Raw genomic sequence first — 24,239 nt, forward strand, 5'->3', positions numbered from 1 at the left:
CTCTCGTAATGCTAATTCAAACGGGACTTGAGCACAATGTCGTCCCAGTTTCTATCGGGCTCGGGTTTCACACGTTCCTGCACGAGGTCGGCCAGCCGGATATTTACATCCTGAACAGCCATCATGCCTGCTACGCCGAGCGCATTGCCAAGGTGCTCTGTTTTGGCATCGACATGGTCGGCAATAAAGATGACCGGAACGTTTTTGTTAACAGAGTTTGTGCGGATAGAACGCACAAGCTCGAAACCCGTGATTACAGGCAGGTCAGTACCGCAGATAATTAAGTCGAAGGATTCGATTCTAGAGGTTAGGAGCCCATCCAAACCCGAGTCGGTGTGTATGACAACCGGAGAGTTGTCCTGCAGTACTGACTTTACCTGGTCAATGACCATTTTCTGCCTGTGAACCACAAGTATCTTCATAAAATTTGCCAAGCGCTTGCCTTGAACAATAACTTAACCTAAACCTGATATGAATGTCGCTCAAATCCGGAACATGATTTCGCGGGCCGCAACACAGGCCCTACCCGGCTCGGGGTATGGTGAGAAAGAAAATAGCCTAAAAAGCAATGCCTGACGGTTTCTGAAGCAGGTAAAGCCGCTTCGCAGTAGTAAAAAAGTACTATCAAATTAGTACAAAAATACTATCCGCTATAAAGGAGAATTTATTTCACGAGGCCAGAATCGTAGGCATATTTCACCAATCCTACCATGTTGTTGACGCCAACTTTTTCCATAATGTTGACGCGATGGTTCCTGACGGTGTTCTCGCTCAGGGAGAGTTTTTGCCCGATCTCTTTGATGGTGAGCTCCTGGCATACCAGGATAACGATCTCTTTTTCACGTTCTGTGAGCTCGGCTGCTGAAAAAACCGGGCGTTGCCCCGCACGGCGATCTTTTACATTCTTGCGCAGCACAGATGCAACCAGGTGGTTATGGTAAAAATCCTTTTCGATCACAGCGTGAATGGCTTCTTCGAGCTCTTCGGGCTCGGTGTTCTTGAGCAGGAAGGCATGAACGCCCATCTCCATCATGTGAAGGATATAGCGCTCACTGTCGTGCATGGTAAGGATGATGATCTTTACGTCAGGATATTTGGACAGGATGTTCTCGCAGGTTTCAACACCATCCATCACGGGCATCTGAAGGTCTACAATGGCCACATCCGGCGCCTGGTATTTCATGAGGGTGAGCAGCTCTTTTCCGTTCTCCGCATCTTTCACCTCTGCCACATCCTCAAAGCCCCTCAACAGATTGACCATGGCTTTCCTGAAGAGGGTATGATCATCTGCCATGTAAACCTTAAGTTGCTTTTTCATGTACCGGGGGTAATGTCAATGTTGTTTTGCTTCCGTTGGGTCTGTCTTTTTCAAATTCAAGGGTGCCGCCCAGCAGTCGTGCCCGGTTCTCGATGTTGAACAATCCGAGTCCTTTGCCAGTCTGCCTGTCGTTCTTCTGTTCTTCGGCATTAAAGCCAACACCGTTGTCTTCAACCGAAAGGTAGAGCTGCTGCCCCTGAATGCCAATGGTTACCTTGATTTCGGTAGCTTGTGCATGTTTAACGGCATTATTGAGCAGCTCCTGCACGATGCGGAATACCATGAGCTCGCGCTGCGCTTCCAGGGACTGGATGTCCGCTTCCTCCAGGAATAGAATTGAAATTTTTGAGGTGGCCTGAAAACGTTCACAAAGCTCTTTAATAGCCTGGATAAATCCGAATTTTTCAAGGGTAGACGGCATCAGGTCGCGGCTGATCCTGCGCACCGACGTGATGGTATCATCCAGCATCAGCTTGGTCTCTTCCATGCTCTGCGGGTCTGGCAACTGCCGCGCCATGGTAGTGAGCCCAACCCTGATGGTAGAGAGCATCCCGCCAATGCTGTCGTGCAGGTCTGCGGCCAGTCTTCTTCGCTCGCTTTCCTGCGACTGCAGCTCTGCCTGCATCATCTTCTGCTGATAATCGAACTCCAGGGCCTGGCGTTTCAGCTGTTCTTTGATCATCCTTTTCTGGTAAAAGACCACAAACACAACGATGGCTCCGGCCATCAGCAGCATGGCCACGATAGCCACGGCAATCATGAGATAGATCTGAGTTTCCTGTGAATCGGCCATGGAATCTTTAAAGATCGGCAATTATGGCAAGGAAATGAGAAAAAAGAAACACAATCACGACAGCTTTTGTAAAAAATAAAGTTCGTGAGCTGTTCCTCCGTCACGGGAGTCAACCAAGGTTCTTTGTTGGATGGTCAGCCGATGCTTTTATGTACCTCCCCGGGTGATGTTTGCTTATCGTTGAGCCAGACACCAACGGCCATGATCAGGTAAGCTATGAGGGTCAGGGAGACGTGAAAAATGGAGATCAGGATAAAATCATCTCCAATGGCGATCATGTAGTGCGTGATAGCGTAGATCACCAGTTTACCGGCGTAAGAGAAGAAGAAGCCTGAGACGATCCAGAACAGCGGAAGCTTTTGGATCTGTTGCGTGGGAAGCTCCTTTAAAAGCTTGAAGTAGAAGATAATGCACAAAAAAAGTATGATGATGGATTGCAAGGTCTGGCTGTAAGAATGCAGACTCGATTTTTGAAGGAACAGAAGATTGACAAGGCTGAATATGAAGTACAGGATATTGATGAAAATAAATGTGCGCTTCAAGGTGGGCCACTGAATTGCATGATAAAAGAAAACGGAAATGAATGCTGTACCAAACAGCTGGTATAAGTGACCTATACTGTTCGGGTTAATATGAACGAAATTCCTGACATACCATAAGAGCCTTGCTACGACATCGATTGCAAACCCAAATGCGAGAGCAATCGCCAACCATTTATAAACTAATGGTTGGCGATTAAAGCCAGAGATCAACAGCCATAGCAATGGGTAAGCCAGTACTATCAATCCCAAATAGAAGACTGAGTCAAGAATTACGAAGTCCCTATCCATTTTCTATTTTAACGGGTGCAATAAGGTGGGCATCCGGTACCATTCTCATAAGGCCCATCATCTTCTGCCGAAGTGGGCTCGGCGCTGGCGATGCTAAAAGCAGAGGCCTGCTTTTTTTCATCAGGGTCTTTGCCCCATACCAGTGTGCCGTCTTCTTTCGTGGGCACAAGGATGAGATCATCGAAGTCCTTGCCATTCTTGTCCGTCTTTCTGCAGAAGAAAAAGCTGATCCCGGAGATCTTGTCATCTTTCAGGATCCTGAGAAGTGTATCCTTTCCGTAGAAGACCGACTTAGTGTCTTTTTTACGTTCCTTCTCGAACTTACCGATCCATTCGAGGGCTTGTGCTTTTGTGATTCGACCACCGACCGTGGGTTTGAAATGCTCTGCCATATACTTGTGGGGTTTTAGTTAAACATGGCGGCAAAATATTCATTTTTTTTAACTGTAAATGGCGGCCCTTTCCGAATCGGGGGTTTCGTCTACGCAATGGGTCGGCATTGATCAGGCCCGGTTCCTTCCATCCCGGCCAGCTTCCACCTGTGGACAATTGGCGATGGACTGTTGACTTTAACTATCTTTGCCCTTTTGGCAAAAGATGAGCAGCTCAAACGGTTTTTCAAAGCTGACGCAAAGCGTCCATGCAGGTTCTCACGGCGACCCTCAGTACAAAGGCACCACGTCGCCCGTTTTTCCTTCTTCGGCTTATGACTATGAAGGAACTTCGGTTTCATTGTATCCGCGTTACTTCAACACGCCCAACAACAAATTCGTAACGGAGAAGCTTGCCGCCCTGGAGAATGCCGAAGACGGAATCGTTTTCAGCTCGGGCATGGCTGCCATCCTCACTTCCATTTTCGCCATGCTGAAAAAGGGTGATCACGCCATCTTCCAGAACGACCTGTATGGCGGAACCCACCACGCTATTGTGAAAGAGATGCCGCGTTATGGTATCGACCATACTTTTGTGGATGGTGCCGACCCGGCCAATTTTGAGAAAGCCATCCGCAAGGAGACCCGGGTGATCTACATCGAGACTCCTTCCAACCCCACGCTGAAGATCACCGATATCGGCGCCGTGGCCGCGATCGCCAAAAAACATGGCCTGATCTCTATCATCGACAACACCTTTGCATCGCCGGTGAACCAGAACCCGATAGACCTGGGCATCGATATCGTTACACACAGCGGCACCAAGTACATCGGCGGTCATAGCGACATCTGCTGCGGGGCGGCCCTGGCTTCACGCGAGCTGATCACCCGCATCTGGGAAAGCGCCATCCACTTCGGCGGCTCGCTCGATGCCCACACCTGCTGGCTGGTGGAGCGAAGCCTTAAAACCATGGTGCTGCGTGTACGTCAGCAAAACCAGAATGCCCTCGCGCTGGCACAATACCTGAAATCGGACTCGCGCATCGGCAAGGTATATTATCCCGGCTTGACGGATCATCCCGGGCATGCGATTGCCAAAGCACAGATGCCCGGAGGGTTCGGCGGCATGTTGTCGTTTGAAGTAAAGAATGACGCTGCACGATTCATGGGCAACCTGAAGCTTATCCACAGGGCCATCAGCCTGGGCGGCGTTGAGTCAACCATCACTTCACCAGCCAAAACATCACACGTTAAAATGAGCCCGGCAGAAAGGCTGGCCATTGGTGTTACCGACCAGCTTGTGCGCCTCTCGGTGGGCATTGAAGAGGCCGACGACCTGATCAGCGATATTAAACAGGCATTGAACTGATGATCTCGATCCGAAAAGCTGTTGCTGCCGACATCGCTGTGATCGCCGACTTCCAACTGCGGCTCGCGCACGAAACGGAAAACGTAAAACTAGACCGGGCCATCGTCGAGAAAGGGTTGAAAGCTCTGTTCGACGATCCTTCAAAAGGAACTTACTACGTTGCCGAATACAACGGCGAGACTGCGGGCTGCCACCTGATCACCTTCGAGTGGAGTGAGTGGCGCAACGGCATGGTGTGGTGGCTGCAATCTGTTTATGTAAAAGAGTCGCACCGGAAAAACGGCGTGTTCCGCGCCATGTACGATAACCTTATCAACCTCATCCAAAACGACCCCGCCATTCTGGGCCTGCGGTTGTATGTAGACAAAACCAACGCAAGAGCACAACAGGTGTATGCGTCGCTTGGAATGAACGGTGAGCACTATACCGTATTTGAGAAGATGAAATAGAAGGTACGAGGTACGTCCCGATAGCTATCGGGATACGAGGTACGATTAGCGATTTTCAGACTATCTGCTGTGGACTGTAGACCGTGGACTGTAGACTCTTCAGTTCTCTTCAAATAAGATATCTTTTATTTCTGCCATGCGGATGAACAGTGACTCGTGACCACTGTGTCGCGGTTGCATTCTGAAGGCGATGTCTCCATACATGATAATAATATACCCGGGTTCAAGAAGCTTGCCGTTGATCTTTTTGATGCGGATCAGCTTCCGATGGGTGAAGGCTTGTATAGCTTTGGTGGCCGGAAAAGTTGTTTGCTCCATAGTGGATGAAGGCTTTGATTACTCGTTCTCCACACACTCCGCACTGCACATTAAACGTTTAACCAGGTAAAAATTCTGTGCCGTTTTCGGGTAAAATATTCCCCGCTGCCAGTTTGCTTTTTGATGCAGGCTGGCCGCTTTTTACGTTACAGCTGTCCGGTTGTTGTGAAATTAACTCTACATTTATGTGCCTGAGATCAGGATCATTTCAAAACATATTAATATTATAGCGATTGCTATGGCAGGTCATGAAAAAGTACGTTGCGGGTGGTGTCTGAAGTTCGACGAGTATGTTCGGTACCATGATGAGGAATGGGGCGTGCCGGTGCATGACGACCGCGTGCACTTCGAGTTCCTGGTGCTGGAAGGTGCGCAGGCGGGGTTGAGCTGGTCTACCATCCTGAAAAAACGCGAGGGTTACCGGAAGGCTTTTGCTGATTTTGATCCGGTGAAGGTGGCGCGGTTCACGGAAGCGAAGATCGAAAAGATCCTGCTGGATCCCGGTATTGTGAGAAACCGCCTGAAGGTGTACGGGGCCGTGAACAACGCCAAACGTTTCCTCGAAGTGCAGAAAGAGTTCGGAAGCTTCGACAAATACATCTGGCAGTTTGTGGGAAACAAACCCATTGTCAACCGTAGGAAAACACTATCAGAGATACCGCCTACCACACCGGAATCGGATGCCCTCAGCAAAGACCTGATCAAACGTGGATTCAAGTTCGTTGGCAGCACCGTGATCTATGCCCACATGCAAGCGTGTGGACTGGTCAATGATCATTTGGTGGATTGCTGGAGATATTCGAAAAGTAGGCAGTAGGCAAATGAGCAGTAGGCAAAAGTTGCCAGCTACAAATCGAACCTCATAACTTCTCTCATTCGCCAAGTTCACGGCGGACGAAGCAGCAGGCAAAACAATAGGCAAGGGCAAGCCCTACCAAATCGTACCTCTTATCCCGACAGCGGTTGGTGCGTACTTCGTACCTCGTATTTCGTACCTTCTAAAACTCAGCGTTGATCACTACACCCGGTACGGGGAGAATGTAGCCTGCGGGTTTGCATTTTTCAAGCACTTCGTTGAAGAAACGGGGGATGTCATTTTTCATGACTGACTTTGGCTTGCGGGTGTAGGGTCTGAAAAAATCTTCCCAGTGAATGAACATGAGGTGCCGGGGTTGCAGGCGATCAAGATACTGACAGGGGTAAGACGTCTCGGAAAATTGATATGACGCCACACCCAGTATCGCGAGGTCTACCGGTCGTGCCGACAATAGTTCTTGCGGAGGCAAACCATCCGGGAATTCACAACTCGATGACTGCACAAAGATCCTGAACACAACCGAATTGTTCTGCTCGATATCGATGAGAAACGACAGGGTTCTGCCTTCCAGCCAGTCGTTGACCCGGGTTTTGTCTAGTGGATCATTGAAATGCGCTGGTGGTCTCATCACGCTTCCGCTGAACAGCTTGATGTTGCGCATATGCGGATTGTGTGCGGCCAGCAACGGGTAAACTTTGATCACCGATCCGTCAGCGCCCGGCAGATCGACACTTTTGCCGGGCTGCTCGCGTATGGCGGCCAGTTGCTCTGCACTATGAAGCTTGTCACTGGAAATTACGCCAGCACAGGTGTTAACAGCTGATTCGTTAGCGTAAACATGCGCCTGGCCCTGCAGCCAGTAACGGTGAATGTAGGGCACATCCATGAGATGATCATAGTGACCGTGCGCCGCAAAGATGGCCTTCGTTTCTTTGCTTAGATCCTCCGCTGAAATACCAAGCGAGTCGTACAGGCGTTTCCGCGCCCACGCGATGTGCTTCGGTTTAGAGCGGATGCGGCCGCCAAGCATCATAGACCTGCCAATGGTCATGAAGGGCTGGTGTGAAAAGAAAGGATCGATCATGATGGCCTGGCCCGCGTGCCTGATGTAAAGACCGCCGCAGCCAAGATACTGGATCTGCACATTGTTGAGTGATGAACCCTCACCGCGGAGTGTAACCTGCCTCTGCGTGACCACAACTCCCCTGCGTTGCAGCGACGAAATACTTTTTCGCGAGCACGACGCAAGCAAAAGTATGATGAGAAAGCTCAATAAGATGCTGATGCGAAACATAAAACGGTAACTGGTACTCAAAGTACTAAAATTGTCGGAGGCATTGTCAGAGAAAAGTTAAAACACTCATTCGAAGCCGAACCGCGAGCCTTGGGTGGCTCCCTAACGGAGCCATTTTTTTCAAATCATCTTCTCAAGGGTAGAGACAGGGAACTCCTGCCGGAGTTTAAAACACAACGATATCCTTATTTCAAAGAAAGTCGACGCAGTAGGTTAAACCGTACATGATCTGAGTTCAGTAATCGATCAAAAAGTTCATGCTTCGTCGAGATTTTTTCACACTTTTTTTCAGGGAGCGAAAGGAATGGTTTTTATCGTTGATAGTGTGCACAGGGTTTCTGTTGCTTTCAAAAAATGTGATCGGATGTAAACGTGCAGTTGACACTAATTTAACGGTTAGCATAAAATTGAAAGGCGCAGGATTTCAGCAAGCTTTTACAGCGAGTTTTGAAAAGTAAATATCAATTTAACGCGATCTGAAAACTATTTGACAGGGTGCGGCGTTAAAAGATCACCATGAATAAATCATTCCGTCTTCCATGAAATTTTTGATCACCTTCGCATTGCTGTTCCTTTCATTCGCGGCCATTAGCCAGGAAGTGATTGTAGCAGACAATTCGGGCAACGAGCCCACCCATCTATACCAAAAAGTAAACGAATCCCTCACCATCGGAAACACGAAGCTCGCCCTCAACATTTTTGAAAAGGTGATCGATTTTTACGAGCACGAGGGCCGGCTAAAAGAGTTGCCGGAAAATTATCTGGGCATGGCGCTCTCCCTGGCACTGAACGGTCACTATCCCGAATCCATCCGTTATCATAAAAAAGCGCTTCGTGCGCACCGCAGATACAAATCGAAAGAGCCTGCAGACGAGATCATGATCAACCTCGGGCTCGCTTATCGCCTGGCAGGGAAAGAGCGGAAAGCAAAGAAATACCTCAATTAAGTACGAGATACGAGGTACGAAGTACGGGGATCGTACCTCGTATTTCGTACCTCGTACCTTTACAATCATAGTTTCACTTCTGCAGTCTCCCCTTCTCCAACAATCTTATTGTAGACAGATCTCCCTTCTGCCGTCACGCTGATCCTGATCTTCGCTTTTTCGCGGGTTACTTTCACGTCGAAATTTTTTCCGAAGGCGTGCACTTTGTTCAGGGCCATGGTGCTCCACTCCACGGGCAGGTGTGGCGTGATGCGGAAAGATCGCAGGCCTGTGGGGCGCATCCCGAACAAACCTTCTGTGTAAATGCGACAGTATAATCCGCTTTCGGCAGAGAGGTGACGCTGCCCTCCTTCGGGGTAAGCCTCTACGGGATAAGGCACATGGGGACCGAGCAATCTCCGGTTGGAATAATACTGTAAAAACTTCAGCGCTTTCTCTTTTTCGTCTGCGGCAAATACACCACGCAGCGCATAGAGTGTGGCACGATCCCAAAACGTTTTGTCACCTGCCTGTGTGGCGAGTCCATCGGCGGTCCACAGTCGTGGCGAGAACAGCGCCCGGATGGTGCCGGCTTTGCGATCGAAGATGTCTACGGTGAGTGGCATGCAGATCCAGGCCCGGAGCACGTCATTGCCTTCATAATATCTATAAGTAGGAAATCCCTCCACGGTAGCGCCGAAATGTTTCTCGATCGCCGCTTTCATTTTTTCGGCCTGGCTATTATAAGTGTCGAGCTGCGTGCGTGGCTTGCCAAGCTCCTTGCCGAGATAAACCGCAGAGCGCAATGCATCGTAATACAGCGATGAGGTGCAGAGGTTGGCATCGCCGGCGGGGAACCTGTTCTCGAGCTCGTCTGAATCCGAAGCCACCACACCTTTGCTGTTGATCTTTCTTCGGCAGTATTCAAGCGTCCATTCAATCAGTGGCCAAAGCTGCTCCGCGATCTTTTTATCTCCCATAGCCAATGCAAAACGGCCCGCTCCGTAGGCGATCATGGCTCCGTCACCCCTGTCTTTGGCGCCATGCCAGATGCCGTCACCTTCAGCGATGATGGAGCTTGGAATAGGTTTATAGTCCGCATTCATGAAACGTGCAAAATGCATGTAGGCATTCAGTGACGCCTCGTTGCCCGTGGCATATCCGAGAAACGGGAAAAACGGTCCGATGTATTCAGCCTGGTCGTTGGCCCATATGGCCGCATAGTACGCCGTTCCGCCCGGCCCGTGCATCAGTCCTCCCTTGGTGCGGTAAATACTTTCAGACGCGCGCAGCTTGGCGAAGGCAAAGGCGCGGTTGAGCATGGGGTCAGGGGTTTCGAGCACAAGGTTGTTCCACCACTGCTGCACATGGCCGAGCCGCGTCTTCCGCTCGTTCTCAATATCGATCGCCGAAAAATCCTCACCCTGTTTGAAAGCGTATAGCAGCGCACTGAATGAAACTGTTTTGCCCGTATCGAGCCTGAACGAGCCACCACCCTGCGACTTGATAACAACCGTATATTTCCCGTAGATGCCTTTGGCGGAATCTGTGTAGTAAGTATTCTGATACTCCGGGATCTCCACATACATCAGCTTGTTCGAAGTATTTTTAAGCGCGTAGGTTTCGAGGAAGGCGGGCAGGGTGTGCGATGGGAAGAAGGTGCGGGTGCATTCGAGGCCGGGCTTCAGGGTACTCTTCACCGTCATGGTACCATTGAGGTTGATCTCTTTCACTTTCTCATCGGTCATCGGTTTGTCATTGACATGGATGGTTTTGATGATGTCCCAGTCAACGATGCGGGAGAGGTGATTCCTTGTCTTGTTGGGAGCGCTTCTGAGCATAGGCCACACGAGGGTGCGCTCCAGGGTGAATGCGCCTGATGCCGTTACGCCGTATCGCAGCACCGTGGAAATTTTTTCGCCGCTCATTTCAATGTGATCGCTGTGCGGCAGCCGCTTGTCAATGTTCCAGGTGATGGAACCATCAGCATTCATCTGCCACCGGGTGAGTGAATCGGCTTGTTGCGCCCTGGCAACGCCTCCGACCAGCAAAATGATCATGAAAAGGAAACGAGTCTTGAATGAGGTCATAAAATAAAATAGATACCATTGACATGACGGCAAATTTTTGATTGTCCCCCAATGCTCCGTTAGAATATTATTTCATGCGCAACGTTTATTTTTTATGCTGCCGAAAACGGAGTAATTTTGAAGTTCATCTCTTTTAAAACCGCATGGGTCTCAAGATAGTCGCCGGTTTTTTCGCTTGCATGATCACAGGTTCTTGCCTGTCGCAATCCTTTACCACGATCAACTATTCGGTTCCCGAGGGGTTGCCCAGCTCTGAAGTATACCAGGTCTATCAAGACCGCGAAGGCTTTCTGTGGTTTGCCACTGACAATGGTGTTGTGCGGTTCGATGGTTTTGAGATGCAGAAGTTTGGTGTTACACAAGGATTGACAGACCCTGTTGTTTTCGGCTTTCGTGAAGACAGCAAGGGTAGAATCTGGTTCCGGACCTTCAGCGGAAAACTTTGTTACTATGAAAAAGGCGAGATAAAAAAATACGCGTATAATGACAGACTTACCAGCATCAAATCGATGGGGTATCCCGATTTTTTTTTCGATGCTGACACGGGCGATCTTTGGTTCACTATCTCGAACATCACGGGTAAGATCGATGCCCGCGGTATTGTTACGCAGACAGAGATAACCACCAGCAGTGTTTTTTACGAAGAGATCAAGGGCAGTTATATCACAGGGGCGGCGATACGGGGCGCGTTGCCAGCAAAACACATCAGGGTAAATCGAAAACCCTTCCCGATAGCGGATCCGGAGCACTTTGTGTATCGTGCCCCTTACGTGATTCAATGGAATGACAAGGTTTACATCTCCATCAGCAAAAGCATTTTTGAATTCGATGGTGTATCGATGAAAAAAGTTTTCACCGGGCCTGGCGAGATCATTGGTTTTTCGAAAGATAAGGACAACAATCTGTGGGTTGGATATTTTCACAAAAGTGTTCAGCGGTTTCGTTCACCTGATTTTAAAGACCCATGGTCTCCCCAGTTCCTTGCCAAAAAATCGGTTACAAAGGTATTGCAAGACAATGAACAAGGCTTGTGGTTCACAACGCTGGAGCAGGGCGCATTTTATGTTCCCAACCAGCAGATACAGAACTGGCCGCTGCAAACAGAAGCAAAAGTACGGGCGATCATGACGGCCGGAAATTCTTTCCTGGTGGCTGACGAGGCTGGCGTTCTTTATGCCTTTGACAGTACACGGGGCACGCTTTCGGAAAAAAAGATCTTTCCAAATGCGGTGCTAGCCATGTTCACCGACCGGAACAATACCATCTGGCTCTCGTCTACGGAGTGGCTGTATTTTATGGACCAATCGCTGAAGGAAAAACGCGAAGCCATGCATACCAATGCCAGCGATTTTTCACAGGATAATGAGGGGTTTATTTGGGCATATGGGAGCAATACCATCAAAAAATTCGACGGCGATTTTAACAAATTATCCAACATAGACCTGGGACAGCGATACCGTTCCATTTATGTGGATGATTCGCTGATCTTTCTCGGCACACGTGTGGGTCTCCACATCCGCAACAGGCGCATGGAAATGATGGACGTACCTGCGATCTTTTCGAATGTGAAGATCTCAGAGTTCTTAAAGGTCAATGACTCCACGCTGCTGGTGACCACGTTTGGCAGCGGTTTTATCCTGCTGAACACCAGGAACTGGAGCCACCGACACTTCAACACCAGCAACAATTTTATTGCAGACGATGTGTATGCGGCGCTGAAACACGATGATGTGCTCTGGTTCGCTACTGACAAAGGCGTTGCCCGAACCGATGTGCAATCATTGCTGAGCGGCGATCCGGCTTTTGACCGCCTCACCCGGAAAAGCGGACTCACCAGCGACAAGGTGAGCTTTCTCATTTTCTGGAACAACGCCGTATGGGCATTTTCAGACGAAGGCTTTTCACGGATACCGAAATCGCTCTCCCGGTATGCCAATGAAAACCCGCAGTTCTATTTCAAGGACGTCACTGTGAACGGCCAGCCTGTGGTGCTCACCGGTAATAAAAAACTCGACCACGATGAGAATAACATCCGCATCGCTTTCGGGTACAAATCGTTCAATAACCAGAATATTTTCACACGTTATAAGATCAAAGGGCAGCCAGCATGGACTCCCGTGGCGTACAACAACCTGCAGTTCACTTCCCTGGCGCCGGGCATCTATGATTTCGAGCTTCAATACTCCACTGACAACATCCATTGGGCAAACGCGCCAGATCTGCCGGCATTCATCATAAACCCTCCGTTGTGGGAAACCTGGTATTTTCAAACCGTTGTGGCGCTGCTGGTGATGGGTATCATCTACTGGTATTTCCGCGACCAGGTCAAAACTTACCGGCGCCACCAGCAGAAGCTCATACAATCCGAGCTCGAGGCCATTGAAAAAGAGCGCAGCCGCATCGCCAAAGATCTGCACGACAGTGTGGGCACTGACTTCACGGCGATCAAGATGATGGTGACCCAGCTTCTGAAAAAACACAACGAACCGCAGACAGACGATGTGGAAGTACAGTTTCAGAATACCTTACAGGATGTTAAAAGTATCATTTACGGTCTCGCGCCCCCGGGCCTGGAACGGTATGGTCTTATGGCCGGCGTTCAAAACTACGTGGCGAAGCTGAATGGCAAGGTGCCGTTGACAATAGAAGTAAACTCGTTCGGCCCCGAGGTAAAAGACCCGAAGCTGAGCATCGCCATATTCAGGGTGCTTCAGGAGCTGATCTCCAACTCACTGAAACACTCCGATGCCAAGACCATCTCCATCCACATCAACGCCTTTGCGGATCTGCTCAACATCGTCTACGAAGACAACGGAAGAGGATTTGCATCCGAAGCGCATAACAAGGGACTGGGCCTCTTCAACATCGAATCACGCATTCAATCCGTCAATGGCCAGCTCCGCTTCGATTCGGGAGCTTTCGGGATCTCGTACACTATTGACATCCCGTTAACGGGAAATAGTACGATGCATAGGTCGTAGGGAAGAACGAAGTACGATTTACGAGGTACGATTTGGCGACGCCACACTACCCGGCTGTGGACTGTGGACCGTCGACTGTGGACTCTCATTGCCAATCAACGCGGGCTGCGCTCCCAAAAAATTTACCTGGAAGTCGGGACTGCCCAGCACCACGATGTCGCTTACGTCGCCGAGCACTTCGTCGATGAGGCCGAATGCTTTGGCTTCCACGGCATTCATGTAGCGGTCGCGCAGAAAGTGTTCCTCTATTTCTTTCCAGCCGCGGCCGCAGTGTTTGCCCATCAGGTGAAACAGCTGGGTCTGCAACCGTTCCTGCTCACGGGTGGCGATGCGCACGTCTTCCGTATAACCTTGCGCGCCTCCGCCTGTGGGATGCATGTGAATGGTAGCGTGGGGTAATGCATACCGTCTGCCCTTACGGCCGGACGACAGCAGTGCCGTGCCCATGCTGGCTGTAACACCTACCGCTACCGTTGATACTGGAGCCTGGATCATTTGCATGGCGTCATAGATGGCAAGGCCTGCGTAGACACTTCCGCCGGGACTGTTGATGTACAGGTTGATCTCGCGTTTCGGGTCTACGCTGTTCAGGTAGAGCAATTGCGCCACAATGAGGTTTGCCGACACATCATTTACCTGGGTGCCCAGAAAAACGATACGTTCTTTCAGCAGCAGGCTGTAAATATCATAGGCTCTTTCGCCACGGCCGTCGCTATCGATGACCATGGGAATTATACTGGCGTGTTTTTGCATGATGGATTAAGGTTTTGAAAACAATTGAGCGATCTCTTCACGGTATGCCGCGCGGGCAGGGTCGTGGAAGATGCGATCGTGAACATCTTCGATCTCGGCCTTCAGCTTTCTGCGGCCATACAGTGTTACCAGCGCATACACCTTCCGCTGGAGCTCAAGATTCATTTTGAGCACGGGGTCGATGAGCAACCTGGCTTGCATCAGCACGGCTTCCGGGGCCGACAGTTTGCCGGTGAGGAAATCTTCCGTCTTTTTTATCTCATTCAGTGAAGTCCTCATACGTAACGGATTTTGATCTTACCATATCCCTGACCTTTTCAAGGCACTTGAACTTTTGAACGGTAGCCGAGTGTGCGCTGCCATAACCGAACGCATTCCTGATCTGATCGGCAGATCGTTTTTCATAATAGAAGGCCTGCAGCAGCTCCATACACCGCTTGCCGGCACGGGCCAGGAAGCTCACCAGCTTGCCGGACTCAACCGTTGGAAAGTAGTGGTCGGGCAGGGTGACGGCCTCGCGTTCATCTAACGGCACGGTGCTTTTATCGTGGTTGAATTTTCTAATCCACAGGTGTTTGGCGATGCCCAGCACATAGGCTTCGTCTGATACCTCGACCGAGAGATTGCCTTCCCGTGTTTTTTCGTAAAAGATCACCAGGGCATCCTGGAAGATGTCTTTGGCATCCTGAAAAGTACCGCCGCGGCTGCTCACAAATTTTCCCACAACAGGAAACGCGCTCTCATATAGGCACATGAAGAACTTCTCCCGCGCTGCCGGTGTGCTGATGTCATGTTCCATTGCTGTCAGTGTCATCATGGTTTTCAGTGATTTTGATCAGTAGTTTAACGTAGTAGCTTCTATATCAAGTGCAGATTCCGCATCAAATATCACCTTCGTCCTCAATTTTTTGTCAGTGGTCCCTAAAGCGCTTATAATCAAGGATTTTTCGGATTGTTTATTGTATCTTTAGGCGGCTATAGTTGAAACTTAACTCTTGTATCCCACTATGAGACCCATTTGCTCTCTGGTCATCCTGATCGGAGTATCTTTCTGCAGCTATTCGCAGTCCGCCTTTACATCAGCCTCAAAGGGTTATTACACCATCGTAGGCGCTTTTGCAATCAAAGAAAACGCAGTAAAATACAATGCCTCGCTTCAGAAGAGCGGCATTCATTCGGCGTGCGGTTATCTCACTTCGCGTAACATCTATTATGTGTATACGCTGAAGGACGCCAATGTTTCGGTATGCCTGAAGGAGATGCGCGAGCTGCGGAAAAAGTCTGAGTTCTGGGATACCTGGGTAAAGTACATCGACGTCAACGCCACCAACACCACCGAGATCCGGATCGTGGAAGAGCCTTCAACGCCGGCACCGGAAACAACACCGGTGTTAACGGCAAGCGTTGCTCCCACCACCATCGCGATAGCAGAAGAGCCCGAAGGCCCGGAGCAGCAGATCATCATTCCCGACAAGGTCACCCTTGGCAACACCGAGATCTTTCTAAGCCTTTACAACGCCCGTAACGACCGGGTGGCGGAAGGTAATATCCAGGTCATCGACACAGACCGTGGCCGGCTGATCTCCGAAGTGAAGGGCAACACCTATCTCATTCTGCCCGATCCGAAAAGCAAAACGGGCAACATCAGCCTTATCTGCGATGTGGTTGGCTACAGGAAGATCCAGAAGGAGATCAACTTCAACCAGCCGCTTGCCGATACCTCATTCATCGAGCAAATGGGTACTTCGATCATCGCGCACTTCGAGCTTGTTCCTTACCAGCGCGGCGACATCCGCGTGTTGTATAACATCTATTTCTATAATGACGCCGCGGTGATGATGCCGGAGTCACGGTTCGAGCTGAATGGCCTCGAGACGATGATGAAAGACAACCCTACACTTCACATCCGCCTGCATGGCCATACCAACGGCAACTATCACGGCAAGATCATCCGCAGAAATCCTGACGGAGACTTTTTCTCTGTTGCCCAGGATGCCAGAACCACCGTAGGCTCGGCAAAAGAGCTTTCTGAAAGCCGCGCGGAAGTGATCCGCGATTATCTCATTTCCAGGGGCATCGATGGCTCGCGCATTGAAGTGAAGGCCTGGGGTGGCAAACGACCGCTTTACGATAAGAACAGCGCCAACGCGAAGAAGAACATCAGGGTGGAAGTGGAGATCGTGAAGGAGTAATTAGTCCACGGTCCACAGACCACCGTCCACCGTTCGAACCGATATTCTGAGCAGGCATGTGCACCGGCATGCGGGAAGCGAAGAATCCCCTGATAAAGACGTGCATATTCAAAGTGCATTCACATCAATTAAGCACGCACTGTCGATCCGGGGATCCTTCGCTCACTCTTGCCCACACACGTAACACCGCTCAGGATATCGGCTTATAAAGAAGACTGTGCTCTAACCCTTTTCCGGAGGATAATGCCTGAACGATTTGGCGATCTCTTTCGATACAAATTTTTGCTCGTTGAAATTATTGATCGAAGAAACGCCGTAGGCCCTCCACACCAGGTGATCTGTTTTGGCATCGTAGATATCGATGATGACGGTGCCTTCCTCGTAATTCCTTACCCAGAAGTTGTTCCATTGAGGCCCCCACCAACCGTTCAGTCCGTAGAAGCGATAATATGGATAAAAGAAGCCCGGGCTCGCCAGGTAATTCTGAACTTCCTGCTTTTCTTTGGCGCCTGCCAGATACGTGATGATAAGATCAGGATTTGAATCTGACGGAGACAATCCTTTTGAGACAAGGTCTTTGGTGATCGCTTCACTGATGTACTGATTCAAAAAAACATTGGCCGTATCCTTGACGCCCAGCTGCCGGATCACCTTGCCGGCTTCGAACTTGAATGTTTTATATTTTTTGAAATCCACGCTTTTGTCGAAATCTACATGGACCTGTGCATGCGCGCCCCACGCCACCAGCATGAGAACGATGATCGTTAGTCTGTTTTTCATATATACACACATTTGGTACTGTATCAATTGGATGTGAGTCCTATGATCTTGTCGCCCAGCGCGGAGATCTTTATTTCGCTGATCGCTTCGTTTCCGTACTTCGGCAGAAAAGACGCGGGCGTGGTGAGGAACACCCTGAAGTCGAACGCCATCTTCTGATCTCCGCCCATGAGCATACCCTTGAAGGTGATCCCGTTGTCAAAAGTGTATCGCCCCATCCTGATCTCACCCGGCAGCAACACCGAATTGTTTCCTTTGAACAGGGCCAGGTTCAATTCTTCGTCTTTGCTGTCGGGCAGCACAGCGTTGATGCTGATGGCGTCGCCCGGTGTGGTTAAAATGTTCAGGAATTGCAGAGCGGTAGAGTCTTGTGTTGATCGCACGGTACTCAAAGGGATGCTGAACTCAAACCGGCCCAGGGCATTGTTGAGTCTTGCGCTCATGTTCTCAACTGTGAAGCGGTAGTCTGCGCGTGTGGTCACGATCTCGATGAGGCAGGCATTGCTACCGGTATGACCGGTCTGGGCAGTGGCGCTGACACAGACGCACATCAGCATTATAGCGGTGACGGTTTTCATCAGATCACCGGTTAGCGTTGTCAAGCTCATGCTGCCATTTTTCAATTTCATGGTCAACACTTTGCAGCGTGGCCTTCAGGTCTTCCGTTGTAAGCTTGTCGCCCTTGCGCAGCCGGCTTGCGATGTCTGTGGCATGATCCAGCACGGTCTTCTCCACCGGGTCAAGCGCTCTGTGATGAGACACCACTGATTTTTCAAGTTGCTCGATCGTTTTTTTAAGGGTGGCGCCGGCCTGTGCTTCAGACACGGTAAAGAATTCGTTTTCCGTCAGTTCGAGTCGGTAGCCTGCAAGGGCCTGCCCGGCTTTTGCGATCACAGGGTTGAGGCTGCCAAGGTCCTTGATCTTGTTGTGCGCAACTTCATCTGCCAGCGCATCGATGTCTGAAGCCGAGCTTTCGATCCGGTTCTTATGTTTTCCTTTCAGCGATTCCGCGATCTGCCTCATGGCTTCGGCGGCAGCTTCGAGATGGCTGGCGCTGGTGGTGTAATCGCCCTGGATAAATTTGTTCTCTGCCTGCAGCAGATCGTTGTCGGGTTCGATCTCGGTAACGGATGCTTCTTTTAAGGCTGGTTGTTTTTCCGTTTCAGGGCCTTTCTGATCATACCTGCTTTCACAACTCCACCCGATCATAACGATCGCGGTGAGCACCAGGGCGATTTTTGGTTTCATGACAATCACATTTTTGCCCTTTTTGATGTAACTTTCAGGGTGTAGTCACATCGATTCCGCGGTTTTTATTTCGAACTCATTTCTTTTTCCGTCATGGATAAAATCAGGATCCTCATTGCAGACGATCATAAGATCATCCGGGTTGGCCTCCGGGGCATGCTGGCGTTGGAAAGCAATATGGAAGTGGTGGGTGAAGCAGAAGATGGAAAAGAAGTTGTGGCAGTGTTACAGGCAACCGCGGCAGATGTTGTGCTGATGGACATTGACATGGGCAAGAGCAGCGGCATCGAAGCAACAGAAAAAGTGAAAGGCCTCTATCCGCAAACGCATGTGCTGGCCCTGACCATGCACGAAGAAGAGACCCATATCATTAAAATGCTGGAGGCAGGCGCCAGGGGCTATCTTCTTAAAAACGCCGGGCGCGAAGAGCTGGTGAGGGCTATCGAAACGGTGTTTAACGGAGACACTTATTTCAGTCACTCAGTATCCGGTGCGTTGCTCAAAGCGTTGATGCATCAGAAAAATAAATCTGTTACAAAAACCAGCGAAGACATTCCTCTTTCCGAACGGGAGATCGAAGTATTGAAGCTCATTGCACAGGAATACTCGAACCGCGAGATCGCAGACAAACTTTTTATCAGCATCAGGACGGTTGACACCCACCGCAGAAACATTCTCGAAAAGCTCGACATCAAAAACACCGCCGGGCTTGTAAAATATGCCATCAGCAAGGGCCTGATCTGATACGAGAAACTCGTAGCGCCTAAGAAAATCCAGCAGTGGCTACGCAAATTTCCGATTTTCAGAATTACGCTTTTCTACCGTTTCATGGCATCGCGGCGTTTTGCAGTTTTAGCCCATAACCAAAGCACAAAGCCATGAAAAAACTGGAAATGATCACGGACGAGGCCCTTGTTGCCGCTTGCCGTAAAAACGACCGCGAAGCATGGGGAGAACTGTATAACCGGTATTACAATAAAGTATTTCACAAATGCCTGTCGTTTGTGCATAACCACGATGAGGCCTTTGACCTTGCCGAAGAAGCATTGCTGAAAGCCTTCAGTCACCTGAACGGTTTCCGGGGCGATGCCTCGTTTTCTACGTGGCTGTTCACCATCACACATCGTCACTGCCTCGAAGCCCTGAGAAAGAACAACAAGCGGTTGAGTGAGAGTCATGATCTTGAAGAAGAGGTCAGGTCGCTGGCGGATCCCACGAACGAAGCATCGTTCAGCGAAGGTGATCCGAAAGCATTGATGCTCACATTGATCGATGTTTTGCCCGGCAATGAAAAACAACTGCTGCTGCTGAAATACAGCCAGGGAGAGTCTATAGAAGCCTTGCAGGAAAAGTTCAACCTTTCACAAAGTGCGATAAAAATGCGGCTGAAACGCACGAAGGAAAAATTGAATCATCTCTACATGATCGCCACCGCGCTGGGTTTGGCTGAAGCATTGTCACAGCTCGGTTAAAAACAAAAGTGCCATTCCCTCAGCTCCGGGAATGGCACGGTCTACCTAAACCTGGCATCCTCAGCCAGCTCTCTCCTTCAGGATGTTGCCACCACCGTCCACAAACACGTGTTTAACTTTCTTGTTCTCCTGCAGCATCACACGAAACGCTTCTTTCAGGTTTCCATTTTTGTATTGGATCTTCTCGCGGTCTTGCACGATCTTCCAACCGGGGTACGCAGTAGAAATTGATTTCACCACCGCTTCCGGAAGCTGCGCGCTGGTGATCACCGTTTTTGAAGAGACCAGCTTACCCTGATTGTTGTAAACAGCGCGATAGGTCTCATGGCCGTCTTTCAAGGTCACCTGATAAACGTCGGGCAGATCTGATTCCCGATCGCCTGTCAGGGTTACAGACCACATTTCGCCGTAGAGCTTGCCGGGCAGAAAGCTCAGATCTTTCACAATGGCCTGCGGAAAATCTGCGCGGATCGCATCCATCACCTGTTTGGGCTCTTCACCTTTTTTAACAGGTCTCAGTGTAAGCGTCTCGGTTGTCTGTGCCATGGCCAGCACTGCGGTCATCAGCATCATCACAAATACCATTAACTTTTTCATAACGATCTGTTTTTTTAACTCGATCTTGAGACGGCCTTTCCGGAAAAAGTCACCGGACTGAAAATAAAAAAAGCCACCCCTCGCGGAGTGGCTTGAACCCCCGTAAACTAACCTCTACAAAACAATCCTTTTATCTCTCAGTATTTTTCCATCTGAATCCACCGCCAGCACCCTGCTCTCTTTTTCTTTTTTGATGATCACACGGTAGTGGATAAAATGTGATTTGCCCTGGCGTATCGTTTCTTCATCCTTCGTAAAGTTGTAGCCGGGATATTTCGTGCTCACGGCCTTAACCACCGTTGCCGGAAGCGCGGTGTCTTTGATCACTTCTTTGGAGAACAGCAGCTTGCCATCCTGGCTGTACACGGCTTCTCCCCGCATGTTAGATCCTTTCACTTTTACTTCGTAGGCTGTTGGCTTCTCGCCGGTCAGATTGTCATATCCAGAGATGGTATATTCTTCAGCCACAAGCGTTGCCGGCACAATGGTCCACTCTTCAGCCTGGCCGTTGGTAAAATCTTTTTTGAAAGACTGTGCAACGGCTGCCGGGATCTCGGCCTCCTTTACCTTGATGCGTATTTTAGCGCTCTGCCCGTAGCCCGAAACACACAAAGCAAAAGCTAATCCGGTAATAACAGCAAACTTTTTCATAACCGATGATTTGTTGTTGAGATGGCCAACCTGGATCAAAGTCACATACCATGTGCAAAATATTTTTCAGAAAGTGGTCAATCATCAGGGATTTGCTTCGAAGCAGAGCGTAGATTTTTTGGTTCCGGCAGTCCCGATAGCTATCGGGATCGCTGATTTACGCAGATTAAACTTCCAAAATTCTATCTGCGGGAAATGCATTTATCGTTTGAACCGCTCCGCCACAACCAGGTCCTATTTTGAACCGACCCTGGCTTTCGAGATGGCGTTCAGCACCGATGGGAACCGGAGCAGGTCGAGCGTGTCATGGTAAACGAGGTACCTGTTCTCCCACACCGGGCCGAATTTATTTTTATAAACAAATGACTTGTTGAACCGCGAGGCCTGCCGGAAGTGATCGCGGTAAAACTTCATCAGGCCGTTGATCTTTGCGGCAGCACCGGCAGCCATCGGCACAAGCCCCAGGTTAAGGGTTTTGAAATCATTGTCCCCGAAAAATTCAATCGTCTTCACCAACAAATAGTCCAGCACACCATTGGGAGAATCAGCGGTGTGCCGGATGAGGTCGTAGGTGCACTCTCCCGACCGGTAGCTCGGGATCACATTCAGGAACGCAAAAATTTTTTGATCGTGATTTTCTACGGTCAGGATGGTACAGTTTTTCAACATAGCCTCATCAAAGACGCCTTGCGAAAACCCGGCTTCGTGGTGACCGTTCTGGTGCAGCCAGTCGTCTGAAACCGTTCTAAGCTGCTGGATCAATGATTCCCTGAGCGGCGGACTGTAAGCGTTGAACCGGTAGCCCGTGCTCTCAAGCTTGTGAACGGCGTGCCGCAGCGATTTTTTCTCATTGCCCTCAAGCGAAAATCCACGCAGGTCTACAATGGCCTCCTGCCCGATCAAAATGAATTGTTTCTCCAGGCTTGTATAGAGCGGCAGGTCTTCTTCTGACACGCGGTAATAGAAGGTCCTTCGCCCAATGGTTTTGCAGTGATCTTCAAATGCACGAAGGATCGCCGAGCCTGCCTTCATATCCGGCGCCACCGGATTCTCCAGCACAACAGCATAACGGGCAGAAGCTGTGTAAGCAAGAAACGAATCGTTCGACGGATCGAAAAAAAGCTCTTTATCAGGGTAGGTCTTGAAATAATCCATGGACGATGTTCCATATTTTTGCACCAGGAGCCTCGCTTCATCAAAATCAGCGGTGATGCCGGTCTTTTCGATCGATTTAAAATAAAGCGATACGAGCATGTACACCATGATGGAAGCCGAGCAGAGCTGGATAACGCAGATCAGGAAGTACTCACCATTTTTGCCGGCAAGGTCATGATTGATGAATGCCATGTTCTCCACGGCAGTGACCGCGACGTGTGAAATTTTGTGTCGTTCCAACGAGCCTCCACCCTGCACTATGTAAAAGCCAGCCGTGGAAAGGAAGAACAGGAGCGCATACAGGATCACTGCTTTTTGAAACGATCGCAGTTGAAAAACCCGGTCGTGCCGCACAAAGTATGCCTTGCGCGTATACACCAGGATACCGCACATGAGCAGCGCCAGCAAACTTTCTTCGTAGTCGAGCGCCTTGGTGAGGTGTGCGATAAAAGAAACGATGCTGATGACGAGTGCCATCCACCACGCATTTCTGGCGCCGTTCATCAGAAAAGCAGAAGAAAGCAGCATGAGCACACCCGCCAGAATCACCGCCAGTGTCGAAAGTTGTGAGACCGGCAAGGGTATAAAGTTGCGTAGAAAATAAAGTCGCTCAGGCAATGCCGGCGTGAGGCCTGAAACAATGTTGACGATACCCATGGAAAACAACAGCGCCGCAGGAAAGAGCCGGAGCACCAGGCTTCCCTTTTTGAATACAAACGCGCCCACGCTGGCCAGTAACGGCAGCCAGAACTCGAAGAACCGGAACAGCAGCGCCGCCGTTGCAGCACCAATGGCTGGATATCCATACAATGTCTGCACATAGCTGAGCGAGATCTCGATGGCACCCAGGCCTTTTAGAAAGGGTGAGATGCTCAGCACCACCACCATGATGGCATATCCGATCACAGAAGTTTCAACCGAGGGTTGCAGACCAATGGCGGCCAGCGCGATGTAAAGGTGCGCGACACCTGTGACCTCCAATACACAAGAGATGAGGCAGGCTTTGGCAAAAGTGGTGGCGCTGAAACTTTTGCTTCCCACCTCATGAAGGTGCGCCGTGAGACGGGGAAACTTCTGACAGACCCAGTGATACAACACACCCTTCCGCCTCAGAAGGATGTAGCCGCACAACGCTATTGTTCCCGTCAATGCCAGCATCAGCACGGCTGCCACAAGGTCTACGGTCCTCACCTGGTGGCGCGTGAGCAGGATCAGCAATGAAGGAATGCTCACCAGCAGCACCGAGCCCAGCGACGCCAGGGCAAACAGGAACGAACCGTACCGGATCTCCGCTTTTGAAACCTTGCTGTGCAGCTCACCTTCAAAAAAAGCAAGCGAGGTAAATGTTCCCGCCGGCAGAAAAGTGCCCACAAAATTTCTTTTCAGGAAGAGGTTCACAGCCTCTTTGATGGAAATGCGGGCACCGATGCTCCTGAACGAATACTGGTAGAGCATACCTTGCAGTACTATATAAAGACCCGTGATCACAACGCCCACCATCAGCGCAAAGGGATTGGCCCGGGTCAGGATCGTTTTAATAGCAACCAGATCGAGGTGCTGCGCTTTTAAAAAACAGATAAACAACGACAGGCCCAGCCCTGCCATAACAACACGGATGAACGAGCTGTTGAGCCCGCGGTGTGGAAACTTGATCGTTCGGTTCATAAACGATATCACGATTTATTGGATTTACAGGATTGGAGTTGAGAATTCTAAATCTTATAGATGTGACTTCAGCGCGAGGTCACATCTAAAACCAGGATTTATAGGATTATGGGATTTACAGGATTGGAGCTGAGAATTCTCCATTCATCCAGTAAAATCTCATAAATCCT

Annotated in this window: 25 protein-coding genes; 8 read left to right on the forward strand and 17 right to left on the reverse strand. The window is 49.9% G+C overall.

The window, feature by feature from the left end:
- Nucleotides 1–11: 11 nt before the first annotated feature.
- The 5 genes from KK083_RS10350 to KK083_RS10370 all read right to left on the reverse strand — a co-directional run bounded on the left by KK083_RS10350 (nt 12) and on the right by KK083_RS10370 (nt 3,333).
- Nucleotides 12–422, reverse strand: a complete 411-nt coding sequence (locus tag KK083_RS10350; protein WP_254163148.1) for a response regulator — start codon at nt 420–422, stop codon at nt 12–14.
- Between the two features lie 242 nt (nt 423–664).
- Nucleotides 665–1,318 carry a response regulator transcription factor gene (locus KK083_RS10355; protein WP_254163149.1) on the reverse strand — a complete coding sequence of 218 codons (654 nt, stop codon included), beginning with the start codon at nt 1,316–1,318 and terminating at the stop codon, nt 665–667.
- Nucleotides 1,302–2,111 carry a sensor histidine kinase gene (locus KK083_RS10360; RefSeq protein ID WP_254163150.1) on the reverse strand — a complete coding sequence of 270 codons (810 nt, stop codon included), beginning with the start codon at nt 2,109–2,111 and terminating at the stop codon, nt 1,302–1,304. The genes KK083_RS10355 and KK083_RS10360 overlap by 17 nt, the downstream gene beginning before the upstream one ends.
- Before the next feature lie 134 nt (nt 2,112–2,245).
- Nucleotides 2,246–2,653 carry a hypothetical protein gene (locus tag KK083_RS10365; RefSeq protein ID WP_254163151.1) on the reverse strand — a complete coding sequence of 136 codons (408 nt, stop codon included), beginning with the start codon at nt 2,651–2,653 and terminating at the stop codon, nt 2,246–2,248.
- 296 nt (nt 2,654–2,949) lie between these two features.
- Nucleotides 2,950–3,333 carry a hypothetical protein gene (locus KK083_RS10370; protein WP_254163152.1) on the reverse strand — a complete coding sequence of 128 codons (384 nt, stop codon included), beginning with the start codon at nt 3,331–3,333 and terminating at the stop codon, nt 2,950–2,952.
- Nucleotides 3,334–3,538: 205 nt separating this feature from the next.
- Between KK083_RS10370 and KK083_RS10375 the strand changes: the two genes are divergently transcribed.
- A complete protein-coding gene (locus tag KK083_RS10375) occupies nt 3,539–4,681 on the forward strand; it encodes a trans-sulfuration enzyme family protein (RefSeq protein ID WP_254163153.1) in 1,143 nt (380 codons plus the stop codon).
- Nucleotides 4,681–5,130 (forward strand): GNAT family N-acetyltransferase, encoded by a 450-nt coding sequence (locus KK083_RS10380; protein ID WP_254163154.1) that lies wholly within the window; start codon nt 4,681–4,683, stop codon nt 5,128–5,130. Before KK083_RS10375 ends, KK083_RS10380 begins: the two co-directional genes overlap by 1 nt.
- Before the next feature lie 99 nt (nt 5,131–5,229).
- Here the strand turns inward: KK083_RS10380 and KK083_RS10385 are convergent, their stop codons facing one another.
- Nucleotides 5,230–5,448, reverse strand: coding sequence for a hypothetical protein (locus KK083_RS10385; RefSeq protein ID WP_254163155.1), 219 nt, complete (start codon nt 5,446–5,448; stop codon nt 5,230–5,232).
- A gap of 238 nt (nt 5,449–5,686) precedes the next feature.
- Between KK083_RS10385 and KK083_RS10390 the strand changes: the two genes are divergently transcribed.
- Nucleotides 5,687–6,265 carry a DNA-3-methyladenine glycosylase I gene (locus KK083_RS10390; RefSeq protein WP_254163156.1) on the forward strand — a complete coding sequence of 193 codons (579 nt, stop codon included), beginning with the start codon at nt 5,687–5,689 and terminating at the stop codon, nt 6,263–6,265.
- A 181-nt stretch (nt 6,266–6,446) separates the two neighbouring features.
- Here KK083_RS10390 and KK083_RS10395 read toward each other — a convergent pair whose 3' ends face one another.
- Complete coding sequence (locus KK083_RS10395; RefSeq protein ID WP_254163157.1) at nt 6,447–7,580, reverse strand: MBL fold metallo-hydrolase; 1,134 nt, start codon at nt 7,578–7,580, stop codon at nt 6,447–6,449.
- Between the two features lie 518 nt (nt 7,581–8,098).
- On the opposite strand from KK083_RS10395, the gene KK083_RS10400 reads away from it, so the two are divergent.
- Complete coding sequence (locus KK083_RS10400) at nt 8,099–8,506, forward strand: tetratricopeptide repeat protein (RefSeq protein WP_254163158.1); 408 nt, start codon at nt 8,099–8,101, stop codon at nt 8,504–8,506.
- Between the two features lie 65 nt (nt 8,507–8,571).
- Here KK083_RS10400 and KK083_RS10405 read toward each other — a convergent pair whose 3' ends face one another.
- Entirely contained in the window at nt 8,572–10,575 is a 2,004-nt protein-coding gene (locus KK083_RS10405; protein WP_254163159.1) for a glucosidase family protein, read from the reverse strand.
- A gap of 143 nt (nt 10,576–10,718) precedes the next feature.
- Between KK083_RS10405 and KK083_RS10410 the strand changes: the two genes are divergently transcribed.
- On the forward strand, nt 10,719–13,556 hold the full coding sequence (locus KK083_RS10410) for a sensor histidine kinase (protein ID WP_254163160.1): 2,838 nt from the start codon (nt 10,719–10,721) through the stop codon (nt 13,554–13,556).
- 18 nt (nt 13,557–13,574) lie between these two features.
- Here the strand turns inward: KK083_RS10410 and KK083_RS10415 are convergent, their stop codons facing one another.
- From KK083_RS10415 to KK083_RS10425, 3 genes are read right to left on the reverse strand one after another with little or no spacing between them, the layout of a single operon-like run.
- A complete protein-coding gene (locus KK083_RS10415) occupies nt 13,575–14,309 on the reverse strand; it encodes a ClpP family protease (RefSeq protein ID WP_254163161.1) in 735 nt (244 codons plus the stop codon).
- 6 nt (nt 14,310–14,315) lie between these two features.
- Nucleotides 14,316–14,588 carry a hypothetical protein gene (locus tag KK083_RS10420; protein WP_254163162.1) on the reverse strand — a complete coding sequence of 91 codons (273 nt, stop codon included), beginning with the start codon at nt 14,586–14,588 and terminating at the stop codon, nt 14,316–14,318.
- Nucleotides 14,569–15,126 (reverse strand): RNA polymerase sigma factor, encoded by a 558-nt coding sequence (locus KK083_RS10425; RefSeq protein ID WP_254163163.1) that lies wholly within the window; start codon nt 15,124–15,126, stop codon nt 14,569–14,571. The genes KK083_RS10420 and KK083_RS10425 overlap by 20 nt, the downstream gene beginning before the upstream one ends.
- A gap of 190 nt (nt 15,127–15,316) precedes the next feature.
- On the opposite strand from KK083_RS10425, the gene KK083_RS10430 reads away from it, so the two are divergent.
- A complete protein-coding gene (locus KK083_RS10430) occupies nt 15,317–16,501 on the forward strand; it encodes an OmpA family protein (protein WP_254163164.1) in 1,185 nt (394 codons plus the stop codon).
- 222 nt (nt 16,502–16,723) lie between these two features.
- Here the strand turns inward: KK083_RS10430 and KK083_RS10435 are convergent, their stop codons facing one another.
- From KK083_RS10435 to KK083_RS10445, 3 genes are read right to left on the reverse strand one after another with little or no spacing between them, the layout of a single operon-like run.
- Nucleotides 16,724–17,281, reverse strand: coding sequence for a DUF4136 domain-containing protein (locus KK083_RS10435; RefSeq protein WP_254163165.1), 558 nt, complete (start codon nt 17,279–17,281; stop codon nt 16,724–16,726).
- Between the two features lie 23 nt (nt 17,282–17,304).
- On the reverse strand, nt 17,305–17,859 hold the full coding sequence (locus tag KK083_RS10440; RefSeq protein ID WP_254163166.1) for a hypothetical protein: 555 nt from the start codon (nt 17,857–17,859) through the stop codon (nt 17,305–17,307).
- A gap of 4 nt (nt 17,860–17,863) precedes the next feature.
- On the reverse strand, nt 17,864–18,529 hold the full coding sequence (locus KK083_RS10445; RefSeq protein WP_254163167.1) for a hypothetical protein: 666 nt from the start codon (nt 18,527–18,529) through the stop codon (nt 17,864–17,866).
- Between the two features lie 93 nt (nt 18,530–18,622).
- On the opposite strand from KK083_RS10445, the gene KK083_RS10450 reads away from it, so the two are divergent.
- Nucleotides 18,623–19,273 (forward strand): response regulator, encoded by a 651-nt coding sequence (locus KK083_RS10450; protein WP_254163168.1) that lies wholly within the window; start codon nt 18,623–18,625, stop codon nt 19,271–19,273.
- Between the two features lie 134 nt (nt 19,274–19,407).
- Entirely contained in the window at nt 19,408–20,001 is a 594-nt protein-coding gene (locus tag KK083_RS10455) for an RNA polymerase sigma factor (RefSeq protein ID WP_254163169.1), read from the forward strand.
- Nucleotides 20,002–20,061: 60 nt separating this feature from the next.
- Here KK083_RS10455 and KK083_RS10460 read toward each other — a convergent pair whose 3' ends face one another.
- The 3 genes from KK083_RS10460 to KK083_RS10470 form a co-directional block, all read right to left on the reverse strand.
- Nucleotides 20,062–20,598: a hypothetical protein gene (locus KK083_RS10460; RefSeq protein WP_254163170.1), complete on the reverse strand. Its 537-nt coding sequence runs from the start codon at nt 20,596–20,598 to the stop codon at nt 20,062–20,064.
- Nucleotides 20,599–20,712: 114 nt separating this feature from the next.
- Nucleotides 20,713–21,249 carry a hypothetical protein gene (locus KK083_RS10465; protein ID WP_254163171.1) on the reverse strand — a complete coding sequence of 179 codons (537 nt, stop codon included), beginning with the start codon at nt 21,247–21,249 and terminating at the stop codon, nt 20,713–20,715.
- Between the two features lie 234 nt (nt 21,250–21,483).
- Nucleotides 21,484–24,069 (reverse strand): phosphatidylglycerol lysyltransferase domain-containing protein, encoded by a 2,586-nt coding sequence (locus tag KK083_RS10470; RefSeq protein WP_254163172.1) that lies wholly within the window; start codon nt 24,067–24,069, stop codon nt 21,484–21,486.
- Nucleotides 24,070–24,239: the final 170 nt, after the last annotated feature.

It is taken from the genome of Chryseosolibacter histidinae (genome assembly GCF_018598225.1).
Lineage (GTDB): Bacteria > Bacteroidota > Bacteroidia > Cytophagales > Cyclobacteriaceae > Chryseosolibacter > Chryseosolibacter histidini.

Bases quoted from the DNA above. Each gene is read 5' to 3' on its own strand.
- KK083_RS10370 (WP_254163152.1), bottom strand. From the start codon at position 3,333: ATGGCAGAGCATTTCAAACCCACGGTCGGTGGTCGAATCACAAAAGCA.
- KK083_RS10415 (WP_254163161.1), bottom strand. From the start codon at position 14,309: ATGCAAAAACACGCCAGTATAATTCCCATGGTCATCGATAGCGACGGC.
- KK083_RS10440 (WP_254163166.1), bottom strand. From the start codon at position 17,859: ATGAAAACCGTCACCGCTATAATGCTGATGTGCGTCTGTGTCAGCGCC.
- KK083_RS10355 (WP_254163149.1), bottom strand. From the start codon at position 1,318: ATGAAAAAGCAACTTAAGGTTTACATGGCAGATGATCATACCCTCTTC.
- KK083_RS10455 (WP_254163169.1), top strand. From the start codon at position 19,408: ATGAAAAAACTGGAAATGATCACGGACGAGGCCCTTGTTGCCGCTTGC.
- KK083_RS10420 (WP_254163162.1), bottom strand. From the start codon at position 14,588: ATGAGGACTTCACTGAATGAGATAAAAAAGACGGAAGATTTCCTCACC.
- KK083_RS10400 (WP_254163158.1), top strand. From the start codon at position 8,099: ATGAAATTTTTGATCACCTTCGCATTGCTGTTCCTTTCATTCGCGGCC.
- KK083_RS10470 (WP_254163172.1), bottom strand. From the start codon at position 24,069: ATGAACCGAACGATCAAGTTTCCACACCGCGGGCTCAACAGCTCGTTC.
- KK083_RS10350 (WP_254163148.1), bottom strand. From the start codon at position 422: ATGAAGATACTTGTGGTTCACAGGCAGAAAATGGTCATTGACCAGGTA.
- KK083_RS10425 (WP_254163163.1), bottom strand. From the start codon at position 15,126: ATGATGACACTGACAGCAATGGAACATGACATCAGCACACCGGCAGCG.
- KK083_RS10410 (WP_254163160.1), top strand. From the start codon at position 10,719: ATGGGTCTCAAGATAGTCGCCGGTTTTTTCGCTTGCATGATCACAGGT.
- KK083_RS10405 (WP_254163159.1), bottom strand. From the start codon at position 10,575: ATGACCTCATTCAAGACTCGTTTCCTTTTCATGATCATTTTGCTGGTC.
- KK083_RS10460 (WP_254163170.1), bottom strand. From the start codon at position 20,598: ATGAAAAAGTTAATGGTATTTGTGATGATGCTGATGACCGCAGTGCTG.
- KK083_RS10390 (WP_254163156.1), top strand. From the start codon at position 5,687: ATGGCAGGTCATGAAAAAGTACGTTGCGGGTGGTGTCTGAAGTTCGAC.
- KK083_RS10360 (WP_254163150.1), bottom strand. From the start codon at position 2,111: ATGGCCGATTCACAGGAAACTCAGATCTATCTCATGATTGCCGTGGCT.
- KK083_RS10435 (WP_254163165.1), bottom strand. From the start codon at position 17,281: ATGAAAAACAGACTAACGATCATCGTTCTCATGCTGGTGGCGTGGGGC.
- KK083_RS10380 (WP_254163154.1), top strand. From the start codon at position 4,681: ATGATCTCGATCCGAAAAGCTGTTGCTGCCGACATCGCTGTGATCGCC.
- KK083_RS10385 (WP_254163155.1), bottom strand. From the start codon at position 5,448: ATGGAGCAAACAACTTTTCCGGCCACCAAAGCTATACAAGCCTTCACC.
- KK083_RS10445 (WP_254163167.1), bottom strand. From the start codon at position 18,529: ATGAAACCAAAAATCGCCCTGGTGCTCACCGCGATCGTTATGATCGGG.
- KK083_RS10375 (WP_254163153.1), top strand. From the start codon at position 3,539: ATGAGCAGCTCAAACGGTTTTTCAAAGCTGACGCAAAGCGTCCATGCA.
- KK083_RS10450 (WP_254163168.1), top strand. From the start codon at position 18,623: ATGGATAAAATCAGGATCCTCATTGCAGACGATCATAAGATCATCCGG.
- KK083_RS10430 (WP_254163164.1), top strand. From the start codon at position 15,317: ATGAGACCCATTTGCTCTCTGGTCATCCTGATCGGAGTATCTTTCTGC.
- KK083_RS10465 (WP_254163171.1), bottom strand. From the start codon at position 21,249: ATGAAAAAGTTTGCTGTTATTACCGGATTAGCTTTTGCTTTGTGTGTT.